At 63.3% G+C, this 26730-nt stretch carries 24 protein-coding genes; 13 read left to right on the forward strand and 11 right to left on the reverse strand.

Annotation, left to right across the window (positions count from 1 at the left end; all coding sequences use genetic code 11):
* Positions 1-185: 185 nt before the first annotated feature.
* From dnaQ to PverR02_RS18185, 3 genes are all read right to left on the reverse strand, one after another.
* Entirely contained in the window at positions 186-926 is a 741-nt protein-coding gene (dnaQ, locus tag PverR02_RS18175; protein ID WP_164887049.1) for a DNA polymerase III subunit epsilon, read from the reverse strand.
* Positions 927-996: 70 nt separating this feature from the next.
* Positions 997-1449 carry a ribonuclease HI gene (gene rnhA / locus PverR02_RS18180; protein WP_017846619.1) on the reverse strand — a complete coding sequence of 151 codons (453 nt, stop codon included), beginning with the start codon at positions 1447-1449 and terminating at the stop codon, positions 997-999.
* Positions 1450-1536: 87 nt separating this feature from the next.
* On the reverse strand, positions 1537-2295 hold the full coding sequence (locus PverR02_RS18185; RefSeq protein ID WP_079444085.1) for a class I SAM-dependent methyltransferase: 759 nt from the start codon (positions 2293-2295) through the stop codon (positions 1537-1539).
* A 65-nt stretch (positions 2296-2360) separates the two neighbouring features.
* On the opposite strand from PverR02_RS18185, the gene gloB reads away from it, so the two are divergent.
* The 7 genes from gloB to PverR02_RS18220 all read left to right on the forward strand — a co-directional run bounded on the left by gloB (position 2361) and on the right by PverR02_RS18220 (position 12233).
* Positions 2361-3128, forward strand: coding sequence for a hydroxyacylglutathione hydrolase (gloB, locus tag PverR02_RS18190; RefSeq protein ID WP_057005425.1), 768 nt, complete (start codon positions 2361-2363; stop codon positions 3126-3128).
* Between the two features lie 98 nt (positions 3129-3226).
* Positions 3227-4639 carry a lytic transglycosylase domain-containing protein gene (locus PverR02_RS18195; protein WP_079444086.1) on the forward strand — a complete coding sequence of 471 codons (1413 nt, stop codon included), beginning with the start codon at positions 3227-3229 and terminating at the stop codon, positions 4637-4639.
* Between the two features lie 234 nt (positions 4640-4873).
* The gene (locus PverR02_RS18200) at positions 4874-6703 is read left to right on the forward strand and encodes an extracellular solute-binding protein (protein WP_079444087.1); all 1830 of its coding nucleotides are present in this window, start codon (positions 4874-4876) and stop codon (positions 6701-6703) included.
* On the forward strand, positions 6700-8532 hold the full coding sequence (locus tag PverR02_RS18205; protein ID WP_079444088.1) for an extracellular solute-binding protein: 1833 nt from the start codon (positions 6700-6702) through the stop codon (positions 8530-8532). Before PverR02_RS18200 ends, PverR02_RS18205 begins: the two co-directional genes overlap by 4 nt.
* Positions 8533-9606 carry a microcin C ABC transporter permease YejB gene (locus tag PverR02_RS18210; protein WP_017846625.1) on the forward strand — a complete coding sequence of 358 codons (1074 nt, stop codon included), beginning with the start codon at positions 8533-8535 and terminating at the stop codon, positions 9604-9606.
* Between the two features lies 1 nt (position 9607).
* On the forward strand, positions 9608-10627 hold the full coding sequence (locus tag PverR02_RS18215; protein WP_017846626.1) for an ABC transporter permease: 1020 nt from the start codon (positions 9608-9610) through the stop codon (positions 10625-10627).
* A 1-nt stretch (position 10628) separates the two neighbouring features.
* The gene (locus PverR02_RS18220; RefSeq protein WP_017846627.1) at positions 10629-12233 is read left to right on the forward strand and encodes an ABC transporter ATP-binding protein; all 1605 of its coding nucleotides are present in this window, start codon (positions 10629-10631) and stop codon (positions 12231-12233) included.
* A gap of 49 nt (positions 12234-12282) precedes the next feature.
* On the opposite strand, the gene ubiT is transcribed toward PverR02_RS18220, so the two are convergent.
* The 8 genes from ubiT to PverR02_RS18260 all read right to left on the reverse strand — a co-directional run bounded on the left by ubiT (position 12283) and on the right by PverR02_RS18260 (position 18885).
* Entirely contained in the window at positions 12283-12750 is a 468-nt protein-coding gene (ubiT, locus tag PverR02_RS18225; protein WP_017846628.1) for a ubiquinone anaerobic biosynthesis accessory factor UbiT, read from the reverse strand.
* Positions 12744-13634, reverse strand: a complete 891-nt coding sequence (locus PverR02_RS18230) for a U32 family peptidase (RefSeq protein ID WP_046383125.1) — start codon at positions 13632-13634, stop codon at positions 12744-12746. Before PverR02_RS18230 ends, ubiT begins: the two co-directional genes overlap by 7 nt.
* Positions 13635-13644: 10 nt before the next feature.
* On the reverse strand, positions 13645-14640 hold the full coding sequence (ubiU, locus tag PverR02_RS18235) for a ubiquinone anaerobic biosynthesis protein UbiU (RefSeq protein ID WP_017846630.1): 996 nt from the start codon (positions 14638-14640) through the stop codon (positions 13645-13647).
* Between the two features lie 9 nt (positions 14641-14649).
* A complete protein-coding gene (locus tag PverR02_RS18240; RefSeq protein WP_046383124.1) occupies positions 14650-15882 on the reverse strand; it encodes a molybdopterin molybdotransferase MoeA in 1233 nt (410 codons plus the stop codon).
* Positions 15879-16433 carry a molybdenum cofactor biosynthesis protein B gene (gene moaB, locus PverR02_RS18245; RefSeq protein WP_046383123.1) on the reverse strand — a complete coding sequence of 185 codons (555 nt, stop codon included), beginning with the start codon at positions 16431-16433 and terminating at the stop codon, positions 15879-15881. Before moaB ends, PverR02_RS18240 begins: the two co-directional genes overlap by 4 nt.
* A gap of 84 nt (positions 16434-16517) precedes the next feature.
* Positions 16518-17165 carry a pyridoxamine 5'-phosphate oxidase gene (gene pdxH / locus PverR02_RS18250; protein ID WP_017846633.1) on the reverse strand — a complete coding sequence of 216 codons (648 nt, stop codon included), beginning with the start codon at positions 17163-17165 and terminating at the stop codon, positions 16518-16520.
* 100 nt (positions 17166-17265) lie between these two features.
* A complete protein-coding gene (locus tag PverR02_RS18255; protein WP_079444089.1) occupies positions 17266-17685 on the reverse strand; it encodes a hypothetical protein in 420 nt (139 codons plus the stop codon).
* 9 nt (positions 17686-17694) lie between these two features.
* Entirely contained in the window at positions 17695-18885 is a 1191-nt protein-coding gene (locus PverR02_RS18260; protein ID WP_079444090.1) for an NnrS family protein, read from the reverse strand.
* Between the two features lie 161 nt (positions 18886-19046).
* On the opposite strand from PverR02_RS18260, the gene PverR02_RS18265 reads away from it, so the two are divergent.
* The 6 genes from PverR02_RS18265 to PverR02_RS18290 all read left to right on the forward strand — a co-directional run bounded on the left by PverR02_RS18265 (position 19047) and on the right by PverR02_RS18290 (position 26497).
* Positions 19047-19328 carry a peptidylprolyl isomerase gene (locus PverR02_RS18265; protein ID WP_003208024.1) on the forward strand — a complete coding sequence of 94 codons (282 nt, stop codon included), beginning with the start codon at positions 19047-19049 and terminating at the stop codon, positions 19326-19328.
* A 130-nt stretch (positions 19329-19458) separates the two neighbouring features.
* The gene (locus PverR02_RS18270) at positions 19459-21318 is read left to right on the forward strand and encodes an extracellular solute-binding protein (protein ID WP_079444091.1); all 1860 of its coding nucleotides are present in this window, start codon (positions 19459-19461) and stop codon (positions 21316-21318) included.
* Entirely contained in the window at positions 21318-22379 is a 1062-nt protein-coding gene (locus PverR02_RS18275; protein WP_057005432.1) for a microcin C ABC transporter permease YejB, read from the forward strand. Before PverR02_RS18270 ends, PverR02_RS18275 begins: the two co-directional genes overlap by 1 nt.
* Positions 22379-23401 (forward strand): ABC transporter permease, encoded by a 1023-nt coding sequence (locus PverR02_RS18280; protein ID WP_017846638.1) that lies wholly within the window; start codon positions 22379-22381, stop codon positions 23399-23401. The genes PverR02_RS18275 and PverR02_RS18280 overlap by 1 nt, the downstream gene beginning before the upstream one ends.
* 10 nt (positions 23402-23411) lie before the next feature.
* Complete coding sequence (locus tag PverR02_RS18285) at positions 23412-24989, forward strand: ABC transporter ATP-binding protein (RefSeq protein WP_079444092.1); 1578 nt, start codon at positions 23412-23414, stop codon at positions 24987-24989.
* A gap of 107 nt (positions 24990-25096) precedes the next feature.
* Entirely contained in the window at positions 25097-26497 is a 1401-nt protein-coding gene (locus PverR02_RS18290) for a sigma-54 interaction domain-containing protein (RefSeq protein ID WP_079444093.1), read from the forward strand.
* The last annotated feature ends 233 nt before the right edge of the window (positions 26498-26730 follow it).

The following is a 26730-nucleotide window of genomic DNA, read 5'->3' on the forward strand; positions in this document are numbered from 1 at the left end:
AGGATGATGCACTCAGGGTAGAAGCTGTGAGCGGATGTAGCGAATGAAGATTTTGAAAGCAGCGACTTACCAATGTGGGAGGGAGCTTGCTCCCGATAGTGGCGGGCCAGTCGACATTGATGCCACAGATCCACCGCTATCGGGAGCAAGCTCCCTCCCACATTGCTGGATTGCGCTCAGCCAGATTATTGCTGGGTCAGTTGGGTCCACAACGCCGGCGCGCCCGCCGACTTGGCAATCGCTTCGAGCCGCGCCGCATGCTCGGCGAGGTCCTGCGCGCTGGCGCGGATGATCGGCGTCGGTTTGCGATCCGCCGGCAGGCGACGGATTTCCGAAGGGCGATTGCCCGAACCTTCCGCCGAACCGGCACCGTCAGAAGCATTGCCGGCCAGGGACAGGCTGGTCTGCCCGCCGGTCATGGTCAGGTAAACGTCGGCCAGGATCTCGGAGTCGAGCAACGCGCCGTGCAGCTCACGGCCGGAGTTGTCGACGCCATAGCGTTTGCACAAGGCATCCAGGCTGTTGCGCTGGCCCGGGTGACGCTCACGGGCCATCATCAAGGTGTCGAGGATCGAGCAGTGCCGGGAAATATCCGCGCGATCCGTTTGCCCCATCAGGGCAAATTCGTTATTGATGAAGCCGACGTCGAACGCCGCGTTATGGATGATCAACTGCGCGCCGTTGATGAACTCGAAGAACTCGTCGGCGACTTCCGCGAAGCGCGGTTTGCCTTTGAGGAATTCGTCGGTGATACCGTGGACGCCGATCGCGCCCTCGTCACTTTCGCGGTCCGGTTGCAGGTAGACGTGGAAGTGACGACCGGTGAGGCGACGGCCCATGAGTTCGACACAGCCGATTTCAATGATCCGGTGACCATCGGTCACCGGCATGCCGGTGGTTTCGGTATCGAGTACAACAGATCGGATGGCCATCAGGGTTCAGCTCTCAACGGTGTGGTGTATTTCAAGGGGCGCAATCTTAACACGTCAGCCGGCATCAGCCCTGCTTGTAGCCCCGCACTTCGTCGACGCCACGGTTGGCCAACTGGTCGGCACGCTCGTTGCCATGGTGGCCGATGTGCCCGCGCACCCATTTCCAGGTGATGTTGTGGCGGTTGCATTGCTCATCGAGCAGTTGCCACAGGTCGGCGTTCTTGACCGGCTCTTTGGCCGCCGTCTTCCAGCCGCGCTTCTTCCAGTTGACCATCCACTCGTTGATACCCTTCATCACATATTGCGAGTCGGTCACCAGCAGCACGTCGCAACGCCGCTTGAGCTCTTCGAGGCCGCGAATGGCGCCCATCAGCTCCATGCGGTTGTTGGTGGTGTTGGCTTCGCCGCCCCACAGTTCCTTCTCCACGCCCTTGCACACCAGCAAGGCGCCCCAGCCGCCGGGGCCAGGGTTGCCTTTACAGGCGCCATCGGTGAAGAGTTCAACGCTATCGGTCATCGGTTACATCCATCAAAACGGGTTGCCGGGCTTAGGCCGGCAGTATCCCGAGGCCGACTGATCCGGCCTGAAATCAAAAAGAGGGTTCTACGGTTGGCTTTGCTTGCGGTTGACCTTGGCCATCGGCATCGGCACCAGCTTGCCCATGGGTTGGCGTAGCACCTGACGCACCGGCCGCAGCCCGACCACGATCTTGCGTGCGACCAGTAAATAGAAGCCGCCACCCGACAGTTGCCAAGCCCCCGCCCGACGCTCCCAGCCGGCCAGACGGGCCTGCCACTTGGTCGACGCCAGCGGCGGACGATAGCACCCGAAGCGGCGTTTCTCCAGCGCGAAGCCCAGCAGGTTCAGCCAGTCCCCCACCCGCGACGGCGAAATGCAACGGGCCTGGCGCAGGCCGTCATGGGCGAACACATGGCGCAGGCCCCAGCTGCTCCAGGGGTTGATACCGACAATCAGCAAATGGCCACCTGGACGCACGCTGCTGGCGGCTTCGCGCAACAAACCATGGGGTGACAGGCAGAAATCCAGGCCGTGCTGCAGCACCACCACATCGGCGGCGTGCTCGCTCAACGGCCAGGCCTGCTCTTCGCAGACGATCTCCACCCCCGGCAACGGCGCGCCCAGGCGCACATTGCGTTGCACCTGCGGCGCGGACGGCGGCGTCTGGGCCGACGGGCCGTAATGCACCAGGTAACCGCCAAAGAACCGGCCCAGCTCGTCTTCGAGCATGCACCGTTCTTCATCCAGCAAAAATTGCCCGATCGGCCCGGACAGCCAGTCACGGGCCGCGCTGATCAGGGCCAGCCATTCAGGATCGGCCTGGGCGAACGCTTTATCAGTCATTGCATTCTCCAACTCGCCTAGACGTTCTAAGATGCACCAATGTGTTCAGCTTGGCGAATCGAAGAATGATACAGATCAGTGCCCTGCCCGCCTTCACCGATAACTACATCTGGTTGTTACAGGAACCCCAGTCCCGCCGCTGCGCCGTGGTCGACCCCGGCGATGCCGCCCCCGTGCTGGCCTGGCTCAAGCAGAACCCGGGGTGGACGCTCAGCGACATCCTCGTCACCCACCATCACCATGATCATGTGGGCGGCGTCGAAGCGCTGAAACGCGTGAGCGGCGCCACGGTCTACGGCCCGGCCCACGAAACGATCCCGGCGCGGGACGTTGCCCTGCAGGACAACCAGCGCATCAGCGTGCTGGGTTGGGACTTCGCGGTGTACGCCGTCCCCGGCCACACCCTCGGCCATATCGCCTTTTACCACCCAGGCGTGCTGTTTTGCGGCGACACGCTCTTCGCCGCCGGTTGCGGCCGCCTGTTCGAAGGCACGCCGGCGCAAATGCATGCCTCGCTGCAACGCCTGGCCGCCCTGCCCGCCGACACGCGGGTGTACTGCACCCATGAATATACACAGAGCAATCTCAGGTTTGCCCAGGCAGTGGAACCGGACAACGCCGATATCGCCGAACGGGTGGAAAACGTCAACCGACTGCGCGCCCGTGGCGAGATCACGCTGCCATCCAACCTGGCCCTGGAAAAACGCACCAACCCGTTCCTGCGTACCGCTGAAACATCCGTTAAACAAAAAGCGGACGAACGGAACGGCCGCGACAACCGCTCTGGGGACGAGGTATTTGCTAGCTTGAGGGCTTGGAAAGATAAGTTCTAACGTGACGCAATCTGATACGTAATTTCTGAATGGTTGACCGGAACCAAAGCGCTTTCTAGAATCGCCCGACATTTTTGCCCGGAACTTACTTCCAGCCAATGTCGTCATCTACTCGTAAATCCAATCATTCAGACGCATTGACCCGCCTGGCTCAAGCCGTGGCGGTGGCTGTCTCCGCAACTCTGGCGGGCTGCCAATCGACAAATTTCGCTGCACAATCCACCGTGCAACCCAAACCGAATCTTGCTGCCAAGATCAAGCAAAAACCTATTTGGCTCTCAGAGAAGCCGAGCCCCGAAGCGCCCCAGGATGTCTGGGAACGCATGCGTCGGGGCTTTCAATTGCAGGACGGTCTCGGCGTCAACCCGCGTATCGAGCAACAACGCCTGTGGTTCGCCAGCAACCCGTCCTTCCTGGAGAACGCCGGCGAACGCGGCAGCCTCTACATTCATTACATCGTCGAACGCCTTGAAGAACGCAACATGCCCCTGGAGCTGGCGCTGCTGCCAGTGATTGAAAGTGCCTACAACCCAATGGCCTATTCGCGCAGCGATGCCGTCGGCTTGTGGCAGTTCATTCCCTCCACCGGGCGTTACTTCAACCTGCGCCAGACCCGCGCCTACGACGGTCGTCGCGATATCACCGCGTCCACCACCGCCGCCCTGGACTATCTGACACGTCTGCATGACATGTTCAACGGCGACTGGCTGCTGGCCCTGGCCGCGTATAACGCTGGCGAAGGCACCGTAAGCCGGGCGATCGAGCGCAACGAAAAGCTCGGCCTGCCGACCGACTACTGGAACCTGCCCCTGCCCCAGGAAACCAAGGACTACGTGCCCAAGTTCCTGGCGCTGTCCCAGGTGGTGCTGGCCCCGGATGCCTACGGCGTCAACCTGAACCCGATTGCCAACACGCCGTACTTCAAAATGGTTGAAGTCAAGCAAAGCATGGACCTGTCACGGGTCGCCGCGCTGGCCGAGATCGACGAAGACGAACTGTTCCAGCTCAACCCGGCCCTGAAGCAACGCACCACCCTGGACGGTCCCCAGCATTTGCTGGTGCCCAGCTCCAAGGCGCAACTGCTGACCAGCAGCCTTTCGGCGATGAAGCCTGAAGAATTGCTGGCATTACGCCCTAAAAAGCCGGTTTTCGACGAAGTCGAGAGCAAATCCGTGGCCGGCCGCAGCCGTAGCTACAAAGTGCGCAACGGCGACAACCTGACGCTGATCGCCAAGACCAACAAGGTCGACGTGCATGACCTGCAGCGCTGGAACAAGCTCAACGGCCAGGCACTCAAGGTCGGCCAGACCCTGGTGATGCAGGACACGCGCAAGCTGGTGGCCAAGGCCGACAGCAAGAAGCCGGTGCAGTACAAGGTCAAGAAAGGCGACTCGCTGTATATCGTCGCCAAGCGTTTCAACGTCGAGATGCAACATCTCAAGCGCTGGAACCCACGCACTGGCATGGCGCTCAAGCCTGGGCAGATGCTGGTGGTTTCCGGGCCAAGATAAACCGCAGGCAAGCGCGCTCCTGTGGGAGCTGGCTTGCCTGCGATGCAGACACCGAGGTGTATCAGTTACATCAGGGTGATGCCATCGCAGGCAAGCCAACTCCCACATTTGATCTCTACGCCGCTCAATACCTCGCCAGCCTCCTGCCACCCTTCCCAACAGCCTTTTTCCAACGGGAACAAGCTGTTACTGTACCGATCATAAAGCCCAAGCTGCCTGGATCGGATCTCTGACTTGACGCGTCCCCTCCTTCTACTAATAAGTCTGGCCTTGAGCTTTGCTGCGCACGCGACGATTACCGAAAGCCACGGTTATGCGCAGTTCGGCACGCTCAAGTACCCGACCAAATTCACCCACTTCGATTGGGTAAACCCTGCAGCGCCGAAAGGCGGGACGTTGCGGGTCATGGCGTTTGGCACGTTCGACACCCTCAACCCTTATACCTTCAAGGGTTCGAGCCCGGTTTCCACACCGAACTTCCTGCAATACGGCGTCAATGAGCTGAACGAACCGTTGATGGTCGGCACCGGCCAGTACGCGCCGTCCGGCGATGAGCCGACGTCCAGCTACGGGCTGATTGCCCAATCGGTGGAGTACAGCGAGGACCGCAGCTGGGTGGTGTTCAACCTGCGCCCGGAAGCGCGCTTTCACGATGGCAAGCCGATCACCGCGTATGACGTGGCGTTTTCCTATCGCACCCTGCTGACCGAAGGTCATCCGCAGTACCGCACCAACCTGCAGGAAGTCGCGCGGGTCGACGTCCTCAACCGCCACCGTATCCGTTTTGTGTTCAAGCGCGCCGGCAACCCGTTGCTGATCCTGCGCCTGGGCGAACTGCCAGTGCTGCCCCAGCATTACTGGAAAAACCGCGACTTCAAGGCCACCACCTTCGAACCACCGCTGGGCAGCGGGCCCTATCGCCTCAGCAAGGTCACCCCGGGCCGGCAACTGGTGTTCGAGCGGGTCAAGGATTATTGGGGCAAGGACCTGCCGGTCAACCAGGGTTTCTATAACTACGACAAGGTCGAAGTGGAGTTCTACCGCGACAGCGACGTCGCCTTCGAAGCCTTCAAGGCCGGCGAGTTCGATATCTATATCGAGCATCAGGCCAAAAACTGGGCGAATGGCTATGACTTCCCGGCGGTCAGCCGCGGCGACGTGATCAAGGCGCAGATCGCCCACCAGATCCCGACCCAAAGCCAGGGCCTGTTCATGAACACGCGGCGCCCGACGTTCAGCCAGGCCAAGGTGCGTGAAGCCCTGGGGCTGATGTTCGACTTTGAATGGACCAACCGCACCCTGTTCAGCAACGCCTATAAACGCACCTTGAGCTATTACCCCAACAGCGAATTCTCGGCGACCGGCGTCCCGGTCGGCCATGAATGGTTGATGCTCTCGCCCTACCGCGACCAACTGCCGGCCAATCTCTATACCCAACCGTTCAGCCTGCCCCAGACCGACGGGCACGGCATCCCCCGCGACACCTTGCGCCGTGCCCTGGCCCTGCTCGGCGAAGGCGGCTGGAAGCTGTCCGGGCAGCGCCTGCTCAACAAGGACGGGCAGCCGCTGCGCTTCGAGATCCTGCTGGTCAACCCGAACCTGGAGCGCATCTTGCAGCCCTACGTGGAAAACCTGAACAGTATCGGTATCGACGCGCACCTGCGCACGGTCGACCGGGCGCAGTACAAACAGCGCCTCGATCAGTTCGATTTCGACATGATCCTGATGACCCTCAACCAGACCCTCAGCCCCGGCCTTGAGCAGTGGCAGTACTTCCACTCCAGCCAGGCGGCAATCAAGGGCAGCAAGAACTACGCCGGCATCGCCAACCCGGTGGTCGACCGCCTGCTCGAACAACTGCTGGCGGCACAGACCCGCGACGAACAACTGGCCGCCGGCCGGGCCCTGGACCGGGTCCTGCTGTGGCAGCATTACAGCATTCCCAACTGGTACCTCAACTATCATCGCCTGGCCTACCGCAACCGGTTCGCCTTTGTCACCACGCCGCCCTACAGCCTGGGCCTGAGCGCGTGGTGGCTGAAAGCTTCGGAGAAAGCCCAATGATGTCTTTGCGTACAGCACTGCTCGGCAGTCTGTTGCTCTGCACGGCGGCCAACGCCGCCCCGCAACATGCGCTGACCCTCTACAACGAGCCGCCCAAGTACCCCGCCAGCTTCAAGCACTTCGACTACGTCAACCCCGACGCGCCCAAAGGCGGCACCTTTCGCGAGTCGAGCATGGGCGGTTTCGACAGCCTCAACCCCTACATCAGCAAGGGCGTGCCGGCGGACAATATCAGCCTGATCTACGACACCCTGGCCATGCAGAGCCTGGACGAACCCATCACCGAATACGGCCTGGTGGCCGGCAAGATCGAAAAAGCCCCGGACAACAGTTGGGTGCGCTTCTACCTGCGCCCCGAAGCACGCTTCCACGATGGCCACCCGATCCACGCCGAAGACGTGGTGTTCACCTTCCAGATGCTGATGAAGGAAGGTTCGCCGCTCTACCGCACTTACTACGCCGACGTCGACGAAGTGGTCGCCGAAGACCCGCTGCGAGTGCTGTTCAAGTTCAAGCGCACCAACAACCGCGAATTGCCGCTGATCCTCGGGCAACTGCCGGTATTGCCCAAGCATTGGTGGGCCACCCGCGACTTCACCAAGGGCAACCTGGAAATCCCGCTGGGCAGCGGGCCGTACAAGGTCGCCGAGGTCAAGGCCGGGCGCATGATCCGCTACGAGCGGGTCAAGGACTACTGGGCCAAGGACCTGCCGATCACCCAAGGTTTCTACAACTTCGATCAGCGCATCACCGACTATTACCGTGACAACACGGTAGCCCTGGAAGCCTTGAAGGCCGGGCAGTTCGACTACTGGCTGGAGTTCAGCGCGAAGAACTGGGCCAACGCCTACAACATTCCGGCGGTGGCCGACGGGCGCCTGGTCAAGGAAGAGATCCCCAACGGCAACCCCACCGGCATGCAGGGTTTCGTGTTCAACACACGCAAGCAGATGTTCCAGGACGTGCGCGTGCGCAAGGCCATCAGCCTGTTGCTGGATTTCGAATGGAGCAACAAGCAGCTGTTCAACGGCGCCTACACCCGCACCCGCAGCTACTTCGAGAACTCGGAGATGGCCGCCACCGGCCTGCCCGGCCCGGACGAACTGGCGATCCTCGAACCGCTGCGCGACAAGATCCCCGCCGAAGTCTTCACCCAGGCCTTCGAACCGTCCAAGACCGACGGCAGCGGCATGATCCGCACCCAGCAGCGCGAGGCCTACCAGCTGTTGCAGGAAGCCGGCTGGCGCATCGTCGACGACAAGATGGTCGACGCCGCCGGCAAACCGGTGAGCATTGAATTTTTGCTGGCGCAGACCGAGTTCGAACGCATCCTGCTGCCCTTCAAGCGCAACCTGGCAGACCTGGGCATCGACCTGGTGATTCGCCGGGTCGACGTCTCGCAATTCGTCAACCGCCTGCGCTCGCGGGATTTCGACATGCTGGTGGGCAGCTTCCCGCAGTCCACCTCGCCGGGTAATGAACAACGCGAATTCTGGAAATCCTCCAGTGCCGACAAGCCCGGCAGCCGCAACTACATGGGCCTCAAGGACCCGGCCGTCGACCAACTGGTCGAAGAACTGATCGACGCCGACTCGCGCAAAAGCCTGATCGCCCATGCCAAGGCCCTGGATCGCGTGTTGCAATTTGGCTACTACGTGATCCCCAACTGGCACATCAAGACCTTCCGCGTGGCGTACTGGGACCATCTCGGTCATCCCAAAGTGCCACCGCGTTATGACGTCGGCACCGCCACCTGGTGGGCCAAACCCGACGTCAAACCTGCCACCACCCTGGAAACGAGCGCCGACCCGGCGAGCGGAGGCGATTAAATGCTGGCCTATATCATTCGCCGCCTGTTGCTGATCATCCCCACGTTGTTCGGGATTCTGCTGATCAACTTCGTCATCATCCAGGCCGCCCCGGGTGGCCCGGTGGAGCAGATGATCGCCAAGCTCGAAGGCTTCGAAGGCGCCACCAGCCGCATTGCCGGCGGCGGCGCCGAAGTCGCGGTGGCCGGCTCCAGCTACCGTGGCGCTCAAGGCCTGGACCCGGCGCTGATCAAGGAAATCGAAACCATGTACGGTTTCGACAAGTCGGCACCGGAACGCTTGTGGATCATGGTCAAGAACTACGCCCGGCTGGATTTCGGCGACAGCTTCTTTCGCGACGCCAAGGTCATCGACCTGATCAAGGAAAAGATGCCGGTGTCGATCTCCCTCGGGCTGTGGAGCACGCTGATCATGTACCTGGTCTCGATCCCGCTGGGGATCGCCAAGGCCACGCGACACGGCAGCCACTTCGACGTATGGACCAGCTCGGCGATCATCGTCGGCTACGCGATCCCGGCGTTCCTGTTCGCGATCCTGCTGATCGTGGTGTTTGCCGGCGGCAGTTACTTCGACTGGTTCCCCTTGCGCGGGCTGACCTCCAACAATTTCGATGAGCTGAGCTGGGGCGGCAAGATCCTCGACTACTTCTGGCACCTGGCCTTGCCCATCACCGCGCTGGTGATCGGCAACTTCGCGACCATGACGCTGCTGACCAAAAACAGCTTTCTCGACGAGATCAACAAACAGTACGTGGTTACCGCCAAGGCCAAGGGCCTGACCAACCACCGCGTGCTCTACGGCCATGTGTTCCGCAACGCCATGCTGCTGGTGATCGCCGGTTTCCCCTCGGCGTTCATCGGGATCTTCTTCACCGGCTCGCTGCTGGTGGAAGTGATCTTCTCCCTCGACGGCCTCGGCCTGATGAGCTTTGAAGCCGCGATCAACCGCGACTACCCGGTGGTGTTCGGCACGCTGTTTATCTTCACCCTGCTCGGGCTGGTGGTGAAACTGATCGGTGACCTCACCTACACCCTGGTCGATCCGCGTATCGACTTCGCCAGCCGGGAGCATTGAGATGAATCTGTCCCCCCTCAATCGCCGCCGGTTCGAGCGGTTCAAGGCAAACAAACGCGGCTGGTGGTCGCTGTGGCTGTTCCTGATCCTGTTCGGCCTGAGCCTGGGCGCCGAGCTGATCGCCAACGACAAACCGCTGGTGGTGCATTACGACGGCGACTGGTATTTCCCGGCGCTCAAACGCTACCCGGAAACCACCTTCGGCGGCGAGTTCCCCCTGGAGGCCAACTACAAGAGCCCGTATATCCAGGAGCTGCTCAAGGCCAAGGGCGCGTGGACGCTGTGGGCGCCGATCCCGTTCAGCTATCAGAGCATCAACTACGACCTGAAGGTGCCGGCCCCCGCGCCGCCGTCTTCGGTCAACCTGCTGGGCACCGATGACCAGGGCCGCGACGTCTTGGCGCGGGTGATCTATGGCTTTCGCGTGTCGGTGCTGTTTGCCCTGACCCTGACCGTGCTCAGCTCGATCATCGGCGTGATCGCCGGGGCCCTGCAGGGCTTCTATGGCGGCTGGGTCGACCTGGCCGGGCAACGCTTCCTGGAGATCTGGTCGGGCTTGCCGGTGCTGTACCTGCTGATCATCCTCGCCAGTTTCGTGCAGCCCAACTTCTGGTGGCTGCTGGGGATCATGCTGCTGTTCTCGTGGATGAGCCTGGTGGACGTGGTCCGCGCCGAGTTCCTGCGCGGGCGCAACCTGGAATACGTGCGTGCGGCCAGGGCGCTGGGCATGCAGAACGGCGCGATCATGTTCCGCCATATCCTGCCCAATGCCATGGTCTCGACCATGACCTTCATGCCGTTCATCCTCACCGGCGCCATCGGCACCCTGACCGCCCTGGACTTCCTCGGCTTCGGCCTGCCGGCGGGTTCGCCGTCGCTGGGGGAACTGGTGGCCCAGGGCAAATCCAACCTGCAAGCGCCGTGGCTGGGCATGAGTGCCTTTGCCGTGCTGGCGATCATGTTGAGTTTGCTGGTGTTTATCGGCGAGTCCGCTCGCGATGCCTTCGACCCGAGGAAATGAGATGAATCAGGACAATCTGATCGAAGTCCGCGACCTCTGCGTCGAGTTCGTCACCGGCGAGCATCACCACCGCGTGGTGAACCACGTCAGCTTCGACATCAAGCGCGGCGAAACCCTGGCGCTGGTCGGCGAAAGCGGCTCCGGCAAATCGGTGACCGCCCACTCGATCCTGCGCCTGCTGCCCTACCCCTTGGCGCGGCACCCCGCCGGCACCATCGAATACGTCGGCCAGGACCTGCTGACCCTCAACGAAAAAACCATCCGGCATATTCGCGGCAACCGCATTGCGATGATCTTCCAGGAGCCGATGACCTCGTTGAACCCGCTGCACTGCATCGAGAAGCAGATCAACGAAGTGCTCGGCCTGCACAAAGGGCTGACCGGCAAAGTCGCGACCCGGCGCACCCTCGAGTTGCTCGAACTGGTGGGCATTCCCGAGCCGCATAAACGCCTCAAGGCGCTGCCCCACGAACTGTCCGGCGGCCAGCGCCAACGAGTGATGATCGCCATGGCCCTGGCCAACGAGCCGGAGCTGTTGATTGCCGACGAACCGACCACCGCCCTCGACGTGACGGTGCAGTTGAAGATCCTCGAGCTGCTCAAGGAACTGCAGGCGCGCCTGGGCATGGCCCTGCTGCTGATCAGCCACGACTTGAACCTGGTGCGGCGCATTGCCCACCGTGTGTGCGTGATGCAACAGGGTTGCATCGTCGAGCAAGCCGATTGCGAAACCTTGTTCCAGTCGCCGCAGCACCCTTACACCCAGGAGCTGCTCGCCGCCGAACCCAGCGGCGGGCCGGCCGCCACCGCCGTCGGGCCACCGTTGCTGGAAGTGGACGACTTGAAAGTCTGGTTTGCGATCAAGAAAGGCTTTTTGCGCAACACCGTCGATTACGTCAAGGCGGTGGACGGCATCAACTTCAGCCTGCCCCAGGGGCAAACCCTGGGCATCGTCGGCGAAAGCGGCTCGGGCAAGTCCACCCTCGGCCTGGCGATCCTGCGCCTGATCGCGAGCAAAGGCGGGATTCGCTTCGAAGGCCAGCAACTCGACCGCCTGAGCCAGCAACAGGTGCGCCCGTTGCGCCGGGAAATGCAGGTGGTGTTCCAGGACCCGTTCGGCAGCCTCAGCCCGCGCATGTGCGTCAGTGAGATCGTCGGCGAAGGCCTGCGCATTCACAAGATGGGCAGCCCGGCGGAGCAGGAAGCGGCGATCATCGCAGCGCTCAAGGAAGTCGGCCTCGACCCGCAGTCGCGGCATCGCTACCCCCACGAGTTCTCCGGCGGCCAGCGCCAACGCATCGCCATTGCCCGCGCCCTCGTGCTCAAGCCGCGCCTGATCCTGCTCGACGAACCGACCTCGGCGCTCGACCGCACGGTGCAGCGCCAAGTGGTGGAATTGCTGCGCGGTTTGCAGGCCAAGTACAACCTGACCTATCTGTTCATCAGCCATGACCTGGCGGTGGTCAAAGCGTTGAGTCACCAGTTGATGGTGGTCAAGCATGGGCAGGTGGTGGAACAGGGCGACGCGCCGGCGATTTTCGCCAACCCGCAGCATGCCTATACCCGGCAGTTGCTGGAGGCGGCGTTTCTGGTGCCGACGCCTTAGCCCAGGGCCGTGACCTATCCGTTCAGCGCGAAAGGATAGGTCGTTCGCCTCAGGCCGCCAGCCCGCGCCCGGCCCGCTCCAGGTTGCGCCACAACCAGCCCGGCAATACGTCCGGGTCCAGGCTGTCGATCAGGTTCTTCAAGCCCAGCCCCAACTCCGTGTCGCCTTCAATCACCAAGCGACGCCGGAAGAACAAGGTGTCCGGATCTTCCTGGCGACTGGCCAGCAACAAGAACTCGCGCCAGTTACCACTGATGGTCACCTGGGCCTCGGCTTTTTCAGCGATGCGCAAGCCATCCCGCGCCAGCGTCAGGTACCAGCACAGCCCAAGGTCGGGGATGCGCAGGCACATCCAGCGCCCGCGCAGCAGGTCGAAGCCACCGTCGCGCAACGGCTCGGCCAGGCAGCGGTTGAGGCCTTGCTGCAAGGCCAGGCGCTGCACCCGGAACGGCACGTGGCGCACCAGCGGCAACAAGCGATCGGCGCCCTTGAGCAGCCATTGTTTGCGACTCAACACAGGCCCACCTCCTCGACCCGCAGCATGCCGGCCTGGCCATGCCAATAACCGTTGCAGCCGTCGACGCACAACGGCGGCATCGCGCCCTGGCGCACCTGGTCGAACGCCTGGACCACGCCGACCATCCCTTCGGCGCGTGGGCTCAGGCGCAACAGGTCAGCGCCACACGCGACCAGGCCGGGGTAATCGGCGAGCAGGTTGGTGACATCGGCCGACATCGTCTGAATCCCGTTCAAGGTGAACAACGGTTGCCCTTCCTGGCTGGTCAGGGCCATGCCGTCGGGGTAGTTGATGCAACAGAACTGGCAATCGTCCTTGGGCCGGTTTTCCGCGCGGGCGGTGAAGCAACGGGCCGAGTACGCCAGGGGCAAATGCCCATAGGCGAAGATCTCCACTTCGGGCAGCGGCCGGCCGAGTTCGCGCACCTGTTCCAGCACATCGGCGATCAGGCTTTGCGAGCACTCCACCGGCGGCACCCAGCGCTGCATGCCCGCATCGAGCAATTGCGCCAGGGCGTGGCCGTTGTACAGGTTGAGCGCCGGGCCGCCGACAAAAGGCAACTTGCGCTCGATCAGCAACTGCACCGCGCCCATGTCGTTGGCCTCGACCAGCACCTCGCCGTTGTCGCACAGGCGGCGCAGGCTCGACAGTTCAGAGGCGGCTTCGATCAAGGTCAGGCTCGACAGCACGATCTGCGCCGAGCTGCACGACTGCAACTCGCGGCCCAGGCCCAACCATTGATCCAGGGAAAACGCGCGGCGTTTGGAGCACACGGTTTCCCCCAGGTAAATCACGTCCAGGGGCAAGCCGGCCATGTCTGAATAGAAGCGCCCCAAGTGTTCCTTATCCCAATAAAACAGCACCGGTCCCAGGCTGAGCTTCATCTGTGTTTCCTCATTGCCATGCGCGATGGTAAGCACCCAGGGTGGTCTGGCTGCCTTCGGAAAGTCCGGCCAGCACCTGGCGCCACTGGTCCTTGACCACAAAATTGGCCGGGGCGCTGCGGTGGGCGTCGAGGGCGGCGCGCCAGACTCGGGTGACTTGTTCCACATAGGCCGGGCTGCGTTGCCGGCCTTCGATCTTCACCGCCTCCACGCCGATGGCGCTGAGTTCGGGCAACAGGTCCAGGGTGTCGAGGCTGGTCGGTTCTTCGAGGGCATGGAAGCGCTTGCCGCCGACCAGGAAGCGGCCTTTGCACAAGGTCGGGTAGCCGGCCGGTTCCTCCGGGGTGTAGCGGTCGATCAGCACTTCACTGAGGCGCGCGCTGAGGCCATCGGCGTCGTCGCTCCAGCGCACCGCCTTGGCCGGCGAGCACACGCCGCACAGGTTGGGCGACTCACCGGTGATATACGACGACAAGTGGCAACGCCCTTCGGCCATGATGCACAGGCTGCCGAAGCCGAACACTTCGATCGGCACCACGCTGCTCGCCGCCACCTGTTTGACCTGGGCCAGCGACAGCACCCGCGGCAGCACCGCGCGGCGGATGCCATAACGTTCGACGTAGAACTTCAGCGCCGCCGCATGGGTGGCCGAGCCCTGCACCGACAAGTGCAACGCCATCTGCGGATGGTGCGCGGCAGCATAGCCGAGCACACCCGGGTCGCCGGCGATCAGCGCATCCACGCCATGATCGGCCGCACGGTCGACGGCGCGTTGCCAGCGTGACCAGATCTTCGGTTGCGGGTAGGTATTGACCGCCACATACAGCTTGCGCTGGTGCTGGCGGATATGGGCGACGGCGGCGTCGAACTGCTTATCGTCCATGTTCAGCCCGGCGAAATGCCGGGCATTGGTGTCATCGCGAAAACCGACATACACCGCATCGGCGCCTTGGCGCACCGCGGCTTTCAGCGCAGGCAGGTTGCCTGCCGGGCAGACCAGTTGCATGGAGACTCCTCATTGAAACTCGGCGAAAGACAAGAAAGGCACCGGTGCATCCTTGAGCAGCAGTTGCTCGCGCTCGACAATCACCAGGCCATCGGCCCAGCAGGCGGCGGTGAGCATCGCCGAGCTTTGCTGGGGGTGCAGGACGGCGCGCAATTGCCCATCCGCGCCGGGGCTCAAGCGCGCGCGCAGGTACTGGCGGCGCTTGTTGGGGGTAGGCCATTCAAAACCGGCCGGCACCTGGACCGGCACCGGCAACACGCGCTCGACGCCCTGGGCGCGCAACAGGAACGGGCGCACCACCACCAACGCAGTGATCAGCGCGGCAGACGGGTTGCCGGGCAGGCCGATCCACGGTTTGCCCGCCACTTCGCCAAACGCCAGGGGCTTGCCGGGCTGGATCGCCAGGCGCCAGAAATCCACGCGACCGAGTTCCTGGATGGCTTGTTTGAGATGATCCTCCTCGCCCACCGACACGCCGCCGGTGGTCAGCAGCAGGTCGCATTCGGACGACGCGAGGATCAACGCGTCGCGGCTGGCGGCCAACGCGTCGGCCATCACCCCGTAGTCGAGCACCTCCACGCCCCAACCGCGCAATAACGCGGTCACCAGGTGGCGGTTGCTGTTGTAGATCTGCCCCGGCGCCAGCGACTCGCCCGGCTCGCGCAGTTCATCGCCGCTGCTCAGCAGGCACACGCGCAGGGGGCGATAAACCTTGACCCACGGAATGCCGGCCGACGCCAGCAGGCCGACTTCCTGGGCGCGCAGGCGCTGGCCGACACGCAACAGGCGCTGCCCGCGCTGCATTTCTTCACCGCGCTTGCGCACGTGTTCGCCCAGGCGCAGCGGCGGGCACCAGATACGCTGGCCGTAGACGCGGCAACGCTCCTGGGGCACCACGCTGTCGGCGCCGGGCGGCAGCGGCGCACCGGTGAAAATCCGTACTGTCTGCCCGGCCTGTAAAAGCTCATCGCTGCTGTGCCCGGCAGCAATCCGCCCGGCCAGCACCAAGTAGCCGCCCTGCTCCGGCACATCGGCGGCGCGCAGGGCGTAGCCGTCCATGGCGCTGTTGTCCCAGCACGGCAGGTCGAGAGGTGAAAACAATTCTTCGGCGATCACCCGACCCGCGGCCTGGCCGAGGGGGATGACTTCGGTGGGCGGCGCAGGTGGCGCCTGCGCCAGCAGTTGCTCGATCGCCTCGTCCACCGGCATCAATTGCCCGCTGTCGCACACGCGGGTGTTCATGACCGCGCCTCGCAGGCGCTGAGCGCTTGTTCGAACTGAGGCTTGAGGTGCGCAACGAAGTTGCACGGGCCGGTGCGGCTGTCCAATTGACTGAGCAGAATCTGGTCCCAGGCGGTACGGCACGCGCCGGGCGAACCGGGCATGCAGCACACCAGCACGCCATTGCTCATGCCCGCCAGGGCACGGGACTGCAAGGTGGACATGCCGATTTCCGCCAGGGACACCTGGCGGAACAGCTCGCCGAACCCGTCCACTTGTTTATCCAGCAGCGGCAACACCGCTTGCGGCGTGTTGTCGCGAGCGGTGAAGCCGGTGCCGCCGGTCATCAGGATCACTTGCACCTGAGGGTCGGCGATCCACTGCGAAACACGGGCGCGGATCTGGTAGATATCGTCCATCACCAGGCCACGGTCGATCAGCACATGGCCGGCACCTTCAAGGCGCTCTACCAGGGTCTGCCCGGAGGTATCGGTGTCAAAGGTGCGGGTGTCGCTGATGGTCAGTACGGCGATGTTCAGGGAGACAAAACTGCGTTGGGTCAAATGGGCCATGATCAAGGCTCCAGGCAGGTAAAAAGATGCGCTCAGCCTGCGCCGCAACGGGCGCAGGGCCTATTCCTCGAAGGAGGTACCTCGTCAGGGCGCCAGCCGTGTGCGCTGCCAGGCGCCGTCTCGCAGGCGGTAGTCGAGGCGGTCATGCAGGCGGTCGGGGCGGCCTTGCCAGAACTCGATGCGGCGCGGTTGCAGGCAGTACCCGCCCCAGTGCTCGGGCCGTGGCGGTTGCTGGCCGGCGAACCGCTCGGTGACCTCACGCAGCAAACCTTCCAGCTCGCTGCGGTGGGTCAGCGGCTGACTCTGCGGCGAGGCCCAGGCACCGAGTTGGCTGGCGGCCGGGCGGTCGAGGAAATAGGCGTCCGACAGCGCCGGATCGAGGCGCTCGACCGCACCTTCAATACGCACCTGGCGCTCCAGGCCGGGCCAGAAAAACGTCATCGCGGCATGGGGGTTGCTCGCCAGTTCCTCGCCCTTGGCGCTCTGGTAATTGCCAAAAAACACAAAACCTTCGGCGCTGAAGCCCTTGAGCAGCAGGATGCGGCAATGGGCGTACCCTTCGCTGTCGACCGTGGCCAGGGCCATGCTGTTGGCCTCGGCGGGAGGCGCTTCGGTCTTGCGCGCCTGGCTCAGCCACTGGCCGAACAACACCAGCGGATCGTCTTGCTCGCCGTCGTCCCGCAGGCCGTAGAGGGTGTAGTTGCGGCGCAGTTGCGCGAGGGACAGGGGCATGGGACGAACCTCCAGAGAATTCGCCACAGTGTGGGAACTGCGCAGGTTTTAGCCCTTGACCGCGATCAACAATCCGCCGCGTCATGGCGCCGCAGGCGGCTCACCACAATGACTTCGCCAGCACCACGATCACCACCATGTGCGCGAGAATGCTGCGCCGTATCCACAGCGCACGCTTGGGGCTCAGGCGCTCGCGGGTCAGCCAGTAGGCCAGCAGCAGGTAGTGCCCGATGATGCTCAGGGCGAGGAAGATTTTCAGGCTCAGGAACAGTCCGAAATGACTGCTCCATGGCAGGCCGCGGTAATGCCAGGCCAGGCCGATACCCGCGCCATACAGCAGCACCACCACGCCATGCAGCACCCGCCGCGAACGCCGGGCGATCGCGTGTTCCGCGGTGAAACGCGCCGACCAGGCCAGCTCCTCGCGGGCGCTGTGCCAGATCACCACTTCAAAGAACAGCGTGCCGATAAAGGCGATCGCCGCCAGCAGATGCACGATCAACAACCACGAATACAGCATGCAATGCTCCTAACCGGGGTGCCCGTCGACCCGCGCCCGCCACAACATCGGGCCATATCGCCACAGGTACAAGCCCAGGCCGACCGACCAGCACAGCCCCGCCAGCCACAAGGCCGCCACGGGCCAGATCAACACCAGTGCCACCCGGCACACAGCCGCCAGGTTCAACAGGGCGAACGCCAGGGTCATCCCCCCCGGCGGCTGCAACGGCCGACCGGTATGGCCCAGGCTGACCCGCGCCACCATCGCCAGGATCAGCCCGGCCATGGCGCCGATCGTCAGCGCATGCACGGCCAGGCTCGGGTTGAGCGGCGCACCGAAATGCCACAGCGCCATGCCCAGACAGGCCACGGCCAACCATGCGTAGGCCAGGTGCAGCGACCACAGCAGCGGCACGCGCCACAGGCCACGGTCATGCCAGCGCGCCAGGCGCAGCAAGTGGCCCAGGCCGAGCACAGCGAACAGTACGCCGCTCCACCGGCTGGGGAACACCGCCAGCCCGCTGGCGTAAAGCAACGCCACCAGGATCGAACCGCCCAGCAACACACGGTCCAGCCACGGCCACGGCTTGACCGCATCGACCCGGCCCAGGCCACGTTGGGTGAAGAATGGAATCACCCGACCGCCGATCAGCCCCATCATCGCCGCCACCAGCCACAACCCTGTGAGCACCGCCTGGCGCTCCACGCCCTCGTCATGGCGCAGCAACCCATACAACGCCAACGCGTCTGCCACGGCGAGCAGGCCCAGCACCAGTACAATCGGGTAGTTACGGGTTTGCCTGACCTTCCACAGCGTCCAGCCCATCACCCCGGCCACCGCCAGCGGAAAACTCAGTTCCAGCACCGCCAGCAGCGGCCACGGCAGGTTCAGCAACCAACCCAGGCGCGCCGCCAGCCATAACCCGGCGAGCAACGCCAGGGGCGCGCCGCTGAGGCCGGGGCGGCCGGTCCAGGTCTGCACCGCGGTCAGCAAAAAGCCGGCGATGATCGCCACGCCAAAGCCGAACAGCAGCTCATGCCGGTGCCAGGCCAGCCAGCCGCCGGCCGGTTGCCAAGTACCGGTGGCGCCGCCCAGGGCGAACAGCCACAGAGGAATGACCAGCACCGCCAACAGGCAGGCACCGAGGAAAAACGGGCGGAATGCCAGGCGAAACAATGGGGGAATGGCCATGGCCTTGCGTCGATCGAGCACTTGCATAGCACGGCTCCTAAACAGATGAATGCGACAATCTTGCGCTGCAGCCTGCGCTTTGCCCTTGTCGTAGATCAAGCACGCCCGCCACGGACAGGGGAACTTTGCCAGGAAATAACCGCCCGAATCCGGTACGCTCAGCGTTTTTACTCAAGGAGTTAATTCCCATGGCCAAAGCCACCGCCCGTCACATCCTCGTTGCCACCGAAGACAAGTGCAACGAACTCAAGGCCCAGATCGAAGGCGGCGCCGATTTCGCAGAAGTCGCCAAAGCCAATTCCAGCTGCCCATCCAGCCGTCAAGGCGGCGACCTGGGCTCGTTCGGTCCAGGCCAGATGGTTAAAGAATTCGACACCGTCGTGTTCAGCGCCCCGGTCAACACCGTGCAAGGCCCGGTGAAAACCCAGTTCGGTTATCACCTGCTGGAAGTCACCAGCCGTCAGGACTGATTCAGTCCACGCTGATGCTTGAAACAACGGCCCGCCTTTTGGTGGGCCGTTGTGCATGGGATGACTGGCGATGCTCAGGCCGTTAGCGTACAAATCCCTATTCTCCTTCACCCGGCGCTCAAGGCAGATAATGCGACTGGCTTTTTCGACTCTATTCAGCTCCACCCTGGCTCTGCTGCTGGCCAGCACCGCTGTGATCGCGGCCCCGCAAACCTACCTGACCGTGTATGGCGAACCGGCCAAATATGGCGCCGGCTTCAGCCATTTCGACTACGCCAACCCCAACGCGCCCAAGGGCGGCAGCCTGCGGCGTTCGGCCATCGAGATCGGGCGCTTCGACCATGTGCTGCCCTATATCGACAAAGGCATCGGCGTGTCCCAGATCGACGGCTGGCTCTACTCGCCCCTGGCCCTGCGCTCCCTGGACGAGCCGTACACGGTCTACGGCCTGGTCGCCGAGAAGATGGAACGCGCGGACGACGGCCTGTCGCTGCGCTTCTACCTCAACCCCAAGGCCCGTTTTGCCGATGGCACACCGATCACCGCCGAAGACGTGCGCTACAGCTTCGATTTGCTGATGACCCAAGGCAGCCTGCGCTTTCGCACGCTGTTCGCCGACGTCAAACACGTCGAAGTCGAAGGCGAACGCCAGGTGCGCTTCGATTTTTCCAGCGATGAAAACCGCACCCTGGCACTGGATATCGCCACCCTGCCGGTGTTCCCCGAGCACTGGTGGAAAACCCGCGACTTCGCCAACGGCGGTGGCTACGAAGCGCCGCTGGGCAGCGGCCCGTACAAAATCAGCAAGATCGACGCGGGCAGCACCATCACCTTTACCCGCAACCCTGACTGGTGGGGCAAGGACTTGCCGGTCAGCCGCGGTCTGTACAACTTCAATCACCTGAGCCTGGAATATTTCGGCGACACCGAAGTGGCGCGCCAGGTGCTGCGTGGCGGCGCGTATGACTTCAACCGCGAGTTCTCCGCCACCGGTTACTCCATCGGCTACAACGGCCCGGCACTGGACGACGGGCGCCTGCAACGCGCGCACCTGGCCAAAGAGATGCCGCAACCGGCCCAAGGCTATGTGTTCAACGTGCAGAAACCGATGTTCCAGGACCGCCGCGTGCGCCAGGCCCTGGCGATGCTGTGGGATTTCGAATGGGCCAACCGGCAGATGATGCGCAACCTGTACATCCGCCAGCAGAGCTACTTCTCCAATAGCCCGCTGGCCGCGAGCGAATTGCCGACCCCGGAAGAGCTGGCGATCCTCGAACCTCTGCGCGGCCAGGTGCCCGACGAGGTGTTCAGCCAGGTCTTCAAAGCCCCGGTCACCGACGGCAGCGGCATGATCCGCGACAAGCAGCTGCAAGCCTTGGCCCTGCTGGAAGAAGCCGGCTGGAACCCCAACGGCGACAAGCTGGTCAACGCCGAGGGCGAGCCGCTGGAGTTCACCTTCCTCTATGCCCAACTCGGCCTCGAGCGTCTGTTGCTGCCGTACAAGCGCAACCTGGCGCAGATCGGCATCACCCTGATTATCCGCCGCATCGACTCCTCGCAGTACGTCAACCGGCTGATGACGCGGGACTACGACATGATCGTCACCGGCTTCCCGGTCACCACCTCGCCGGGGATGGAGCTGTACAACTACTTCGGCTCCAGCGCCGCGTTCGACCCGGGCGCCAACAACTACATGGTGCTCAAGGACCCGGCCGTCGACAGCCTGATCAAGGGCCTGGTGAAAGCCAACACCCAGGCGCAGATGCTCACCTACGCCCACGCCCTGGACCGGGTGCTGCAATGGAACTACCTGTGGATCCCCAATTACTACCCGCCCGGCACGTCCGCCGCGTGGTGGAACCGCTTCGGCCGCCCGGCGATCGAGGCGAAGAATGACGAAGCCCTGGAAACCTGGTGGGAAATCAGCCCCACGCCACTGACGAACGCACAAATGAGTGCGGAGCTTAAAAAACGCGGAGGGATGCGCTGATGTTTGCCTATATCGTGCGGCGCCTGCTGTTGATCATCCCGACGCTGGTGATCATCCTGCTGGTCAATTTCGTGATCGTGCAGGCCGCGCCCGGCGGGCCGGTGGAACAGGCGATCGCCCACCTGCAAGGGATCGGCGGCGGCGGCATCGGCGGTTCCGCCGGCGAAGGCCTCGGCAGCGGCTCGCGGGCCAGCCGTGGCCTGGACCCGAAACTGATCAAGGACATCGAAAAACAATACGGCTTCGACAAGCCGGCGCCGGAGCGCCTGTGGCTGATGCTCAAGAGCTACGCCCGGCTGGACTTCGGCAACAGCTTCTTTCGCGGCGCGACCGTCACCGACCTGATCCTGGAAAAGATGCCGGTGACCATCTCCCTCGGCCTGTGGGCCACGCTGATCACCTACCTGGTGTCGATCCCCCTGGGGATCCGCAAGGCGGTGCGCCATGGCAGCAACTTCGATGTGTGGAGCAGCACCGCCATCGTGATCGGCTATGCGATGCCGGCGTTCCTGTTTGCGATGTTCCTGATCGTGGTGTTCGCCGGCGGCACCTCGCTGAACTGGTTCCCGGTGCGCGGCCTGGTCTCGGAAAACTTCGACGAACTGAGCACGGTGGGCAAGGTCGCCGACTATTTCTGGCACCTGGTCTTGCCGGTCACGGCGCTGGTGATCGGCGGGTTCGCCACCCTGACCATCCTGACGAAAAACTCGTTCCTCAATGAGATCACGCGCCAATACGTGGTTACCGCCCGCGCCAAAGGCTTGAGCGAACGGCAGGTGCTGTACGGGCATGTGTTCCGCAATGCGATGCTGCTGGTGATCTCGGGGATTCCCCAGGCGTTTATCAGCGTGTTCTTTGCCGGCTCGCTGCTGATCGAGGTGATCTTTTCCCTCGACGGCCTCGGGCGCATGAGCTACGAAGCCGCGGTGTCCCGCGACTACCCGGTGGTGTTCGGTTCGCTGTTTATCTTCACCCTGTTCGGCCTCTTGATAAAACTGATCGGCGACCTCTGCTACACCCTGGTGGACCCGCGTATCGACTTCGCCGCGAGGAACGCCTGATGTTCAATCTATCTCCCGTGGCCCGTCGGCGTTTCGAGCGGTTCAAGAAGAACCGCCGCGGCTGGTGGTCACTGTGGCTGTTTATCGGCCTGTTCATCCTGACCCTGGGCGGCGAGTTGATCGCCAATGACAAGCCCTTGGTGTTGAGCTTCAAGAACGAGCTGTATTTTCCAGTGTTCAAGCGCTACACCGAGCAGCAGTTCGGCGGGCAATTACCGTTCCAGGCCGACTATCGCAGCGACTACGTGCAGAAGCTGATCAAGCAGGACGGCGGCTGGATGCTGTTCCCGCCAGTGCCGTTCAGCGACGACACGCCCAACTACGAACTGACCCGCCCTGCCCCCAGCCCGCCCTCGGCGGTGAACTGGCTGGGCACCGACGACCAGTCGCGCGACGTGGTGGCGCGGGTGATCTTCGGCGCGCGGGTGTCGATCCTGTTTGCCCTGGCGCTCACCGCGATCAGTGCGAGCATCGGCATCGCCGCGGGCGCGTTGCAGGGTTACTACGGCGGCTGGGTCGACCTGATCGGTCAGCGGGTGCTGGAAGTGTGGTCCGGGTTGCCGGTGCTGTACCTGCTGATCATCCTGTCCGGCTTTGTCGAACCGAACTTCTGGTGGCTGCTGGGGATCATGGCGCTGTTTTCCTGGCTGGCCCTGGTGGACGTGGTGCGCGCCGAGTTCCTGCGCGGGCGCAACCTGGAGTACGTCAAGGCGGCGCGGGCCCTGGGTTTGAGCGACGCCAAGATCATGCGCCGACACATCCTGCCCAATGCCATGACGGCCACCCTGAGCTACCTGCCGTTTATTTTGACCGGCGCAATTTCCACCTTGAGCGCCCTGGATTTCCTCGGCTTCGGCATGCCGGCGGGCAGCGCGTCGCTGGGTGAGTTGATCGCCCAGGGCAAGCAGAACCTGCAAGCGCCATGGCTGGGCCTGACGGCGTTTTTCACCTTGGCGCTGATTCTGTCGCTGCTGGTATTTATCGGCGAGGCGTTGCGCGATGCCTTCGACCCCCGTGCATGAGTGAGTCTGTATGAGCGACAACCTGATCGAGATCCGCGACCTCTGCGTCGCCTTCAGCGGCCAGACCGTGGTGCGCAACCTGAGCCTGGATGTGCGCCCCGGCGAGTGCCTGGCGCTGGTCGGCGAGTCGGGCTCGGGCAAGTCGGTGACGGCCCTTTCGATTCTGCAACTGCTGCCCGAAGCCGGCACGCAAACCAGCGGCTCCGTGCGCTATCGCGGCCAAGAGTTGATCGGCGCACCGGCGGCCACCCTGCAAAAGCTGCGTGGCGACCGCATCGCCATGATCTTCCAGGAGCCGATGACCTCCCTCAACCCGCTGCACAGCATCGAAAAGCAGATCGGCGAAACCTTGCTGTTGCACAAAGGTATGGGCGGCAAAGCAGCACAGGCGCGCATCATTGAACTGCTCGAACTGGTCGGCCTCCAGAACCCCCAGGAACGGCTCAAGGCCTATCCGCACCAACTCTCCGGCGGCCAGCGCCAACGCGTGATGATCGCCATGGCCCTGGCCTGCGAGCCGGAACTGCTGATCGCCGACGAGCCCACCACCGCGTTGGATGTGACCGTGCAGCGCAAGATCCTGTTGCTGCTCAAATCCTTGCAGCAACGCCTGGGCATGTCGCTGCTGCTGATCAGCCACGACCTCAACCTGGTACGCAGCATGGCGCAGCGCGTGTGTGTGATGCATACCGGCGAGATCGTCGAACAGGCCGACTGCGAAACCTTGTTCAACGCGCCACAACACCCCTACAGCCGCTTGCTGCTCGACGCTGAACCGGCGGGCGAGGTGCTGTGCGGCGAAACGCGCGAAACGGTGTTGCAGGTCGACGACCTGAGCGTGCAATTCCCCCTCGGCGGCGGCCTGTTTCAGCGCAAGACCTACCTGCGCGCGGTGGACGGCATCAGCCTCAGCGTGCAACGCGGCAAGACGCTGGGCATCGTCGGCGAGTCGGGCTCGGGTAAATCCACCCTGGGCCAGGCGATCCTGCGCCTGCTGGACTCCACCGGCAGCATCCGCTTCCAGGGCGTCGCCCTCGACGCGCTCAACCACAAACAGATGCGCCCGTGGCGCAAGCAGATGCAGGTGGTGTTCCAGGACCCTTACGGCAGCCTCAGCCCGCGCATGTCGGTGCAGCAGATCATCAGCGAAGGCCTGGAAGTCCACGCACCGTGCAGCCTCGCCGAGTGTGACGCGCAGGTGATCCAGGTGCTCAAGGACGTCGGCCTCGACCCGGCCAGCCGGTATCGTTACCCCCACGAGTTTTCCGGTGGCCAGCGCCAGCGCATCGCCATCGCCCGCGCGCTGGTGCTCAAGCCGGCGCTGATGCTGCTCGACGAACCCACCTCGGCCCTCGACCGCACAGTGCAGAAGCAAGTGGTGGCGTTGCTGCGCGAGCTGCAGGACAAGTACGGCCTGACCTACCTGTTCATCAGCCATGACCTTGCCGTGGTGCGCGCCATGGCCCACGACATGATCGTGATCAAGGACGGCAAGGTGGTGGAGCGCGGCGCCAGCCATGATGTATTTGAATCGCCGCAACACCCGTACACCCAGGAACTGCTGGCCGCCGCACACATCCCCTTGTAGGAGCGAGCTTGCTCGCGAAAAGCGCAAGGACACCGCGTTCAACCAGCAGGCCGCGTCATCGTTAACGTTTTTCGCGAGCAAGCTCGCTCCTACAGGATTCTGCACGCATGAGTACCAGCCTCAAGGACTACCAACAGGTTCGCGGCCTGGCCATCCAGTCGCTGTTCGAGATCATCGAGCAGTCCAGCGAAGGCACGGTGATTGTCGACCGCGACGCGAACATCGTGTGGATGAACGAGCGCTACGCCAAGCGCTTCGGCCTCAAGAGCGCCGACGAAGCCATCGGCCAACCCTGCGAACAGGTCATCGCCAACAGCCTGTTGCGCCAGGTGGTGCGCAACGACCAGCCGATCCTGCTGGATATCCAGGACACGCCCAAAGGCCCGCTGGTGGTGATGCGCCTGCCGATCCACAACGACGCCGGCGCGGTGATCGGCGCCATCGGCTTTGCGCTGTTCGATGAGCTGCGCAACCTGTCGCCGCTGATCGAGCGTTACCTGAGCATGCAGCAAGAACTGGCGTCCACCCGCTCGCTGCTGCGTTCACGCCAGAGCAAGTACACCTTTGCGCACTTTATCGGCACCAGCGCCACCAGTCTCGAAGTCAAACGCCGCGCACGGCGCAGTGCGAGTGCCGAGTCGCCGGTGTTGCTGCTCGGCGAAACCGGCACCGGCAAGGAGTTGCTGGCCCAGGCGATCCACGGCGCCTCGACGCGGGCGCACAAGGCATTTGTCAGCATCAACAGCGCGGCCATTCCCCATGACCTGCTCGAAGCCGAGTTCTTCGGCACCGCGCCCGGCGCGTTTACCGGCGCCGACCGCAAAGGCCGCCCCGGCAAGTTGCAGATCGCCCAGGGCGGCACGCTGTTTCTCGATGAAATCGGCGACATGCCCCTGCCGCTGCAAAGCAAGCTGTTACGGGTGTTGCAGGAGAAGGAATACGAACCGGTCGGCTCCAACGAGATGCGGTACAGCGACGTGCGGGTGATCGCCGCCACGTCCATGGACCTGGAAGCGGCGATCAAACGCGGCGAGTTTCGCGCCGACCTGTATTACCGGCTGAATGTGCTGCCGATCCAGGTGCCACCGTTGCGCGAACGCCTGGAAGATATTCCGGCGCTGAGCGAAGCGATCCTCGAAGACCTGCGCAGCCACCACGAACTGGACCGCGAGGCCCTGGCGTTGTTGGCGCGGCATGCATGGCCGGGGAATATCCGCGAACTGCGCAACGTGCTGGAACGCGCGGCGTTGTTGAGCGATGACCGGGTGTTGGGCGCGGCTGAGATTCGCGCCGCGATCGGCACGTTCAGCCCGGTGGCGCACGAGGCGATGGAAACGCTCGAAGGCGAGACGTTCGCGGCGGCGCGGGAGCGCTTCGATCGGCAGCTGATCACCGCGGCGCTCAAGGCCTGCGGCGGGAATGTGGTGGCCGCGGCCCAGCGCTTGGGGCTGGGCAGGTCGACCTTGTACAAGAAAATGGTCGCGCTGGGCCTGGCCATATCTCAATAAAGAGACAAAATTCTCAAAACAAAGACAATCCTTGTGGGAGGGGGCTTGCCCCCGATGGCAGTGCCTCAGTCAGCCTATTCTTTACAGACCCACCGCTATCGGGGGCAAGCCCCCTCCCACCTTTGATGTGTTTTTGTCTCTGAATTGAGACCAGATCTGAAAAGCTTGTTCATGGATACAATAATATCTATGTATTTCAATAGGTTATGAACATGGCACGCATCTCGCTATAG

The sequence above is a fragment of the Pseudomonas veronii genome (genome assembly GCF_002028325.1).
Classification (GTDB): domain Bacteria; phylum Pseudomonadota; class Gammaproteobacteria; order Pseudomonadales; family Pseudomonadaceae; genus Aquipseudomonas; species Aquipseudomonas veronii.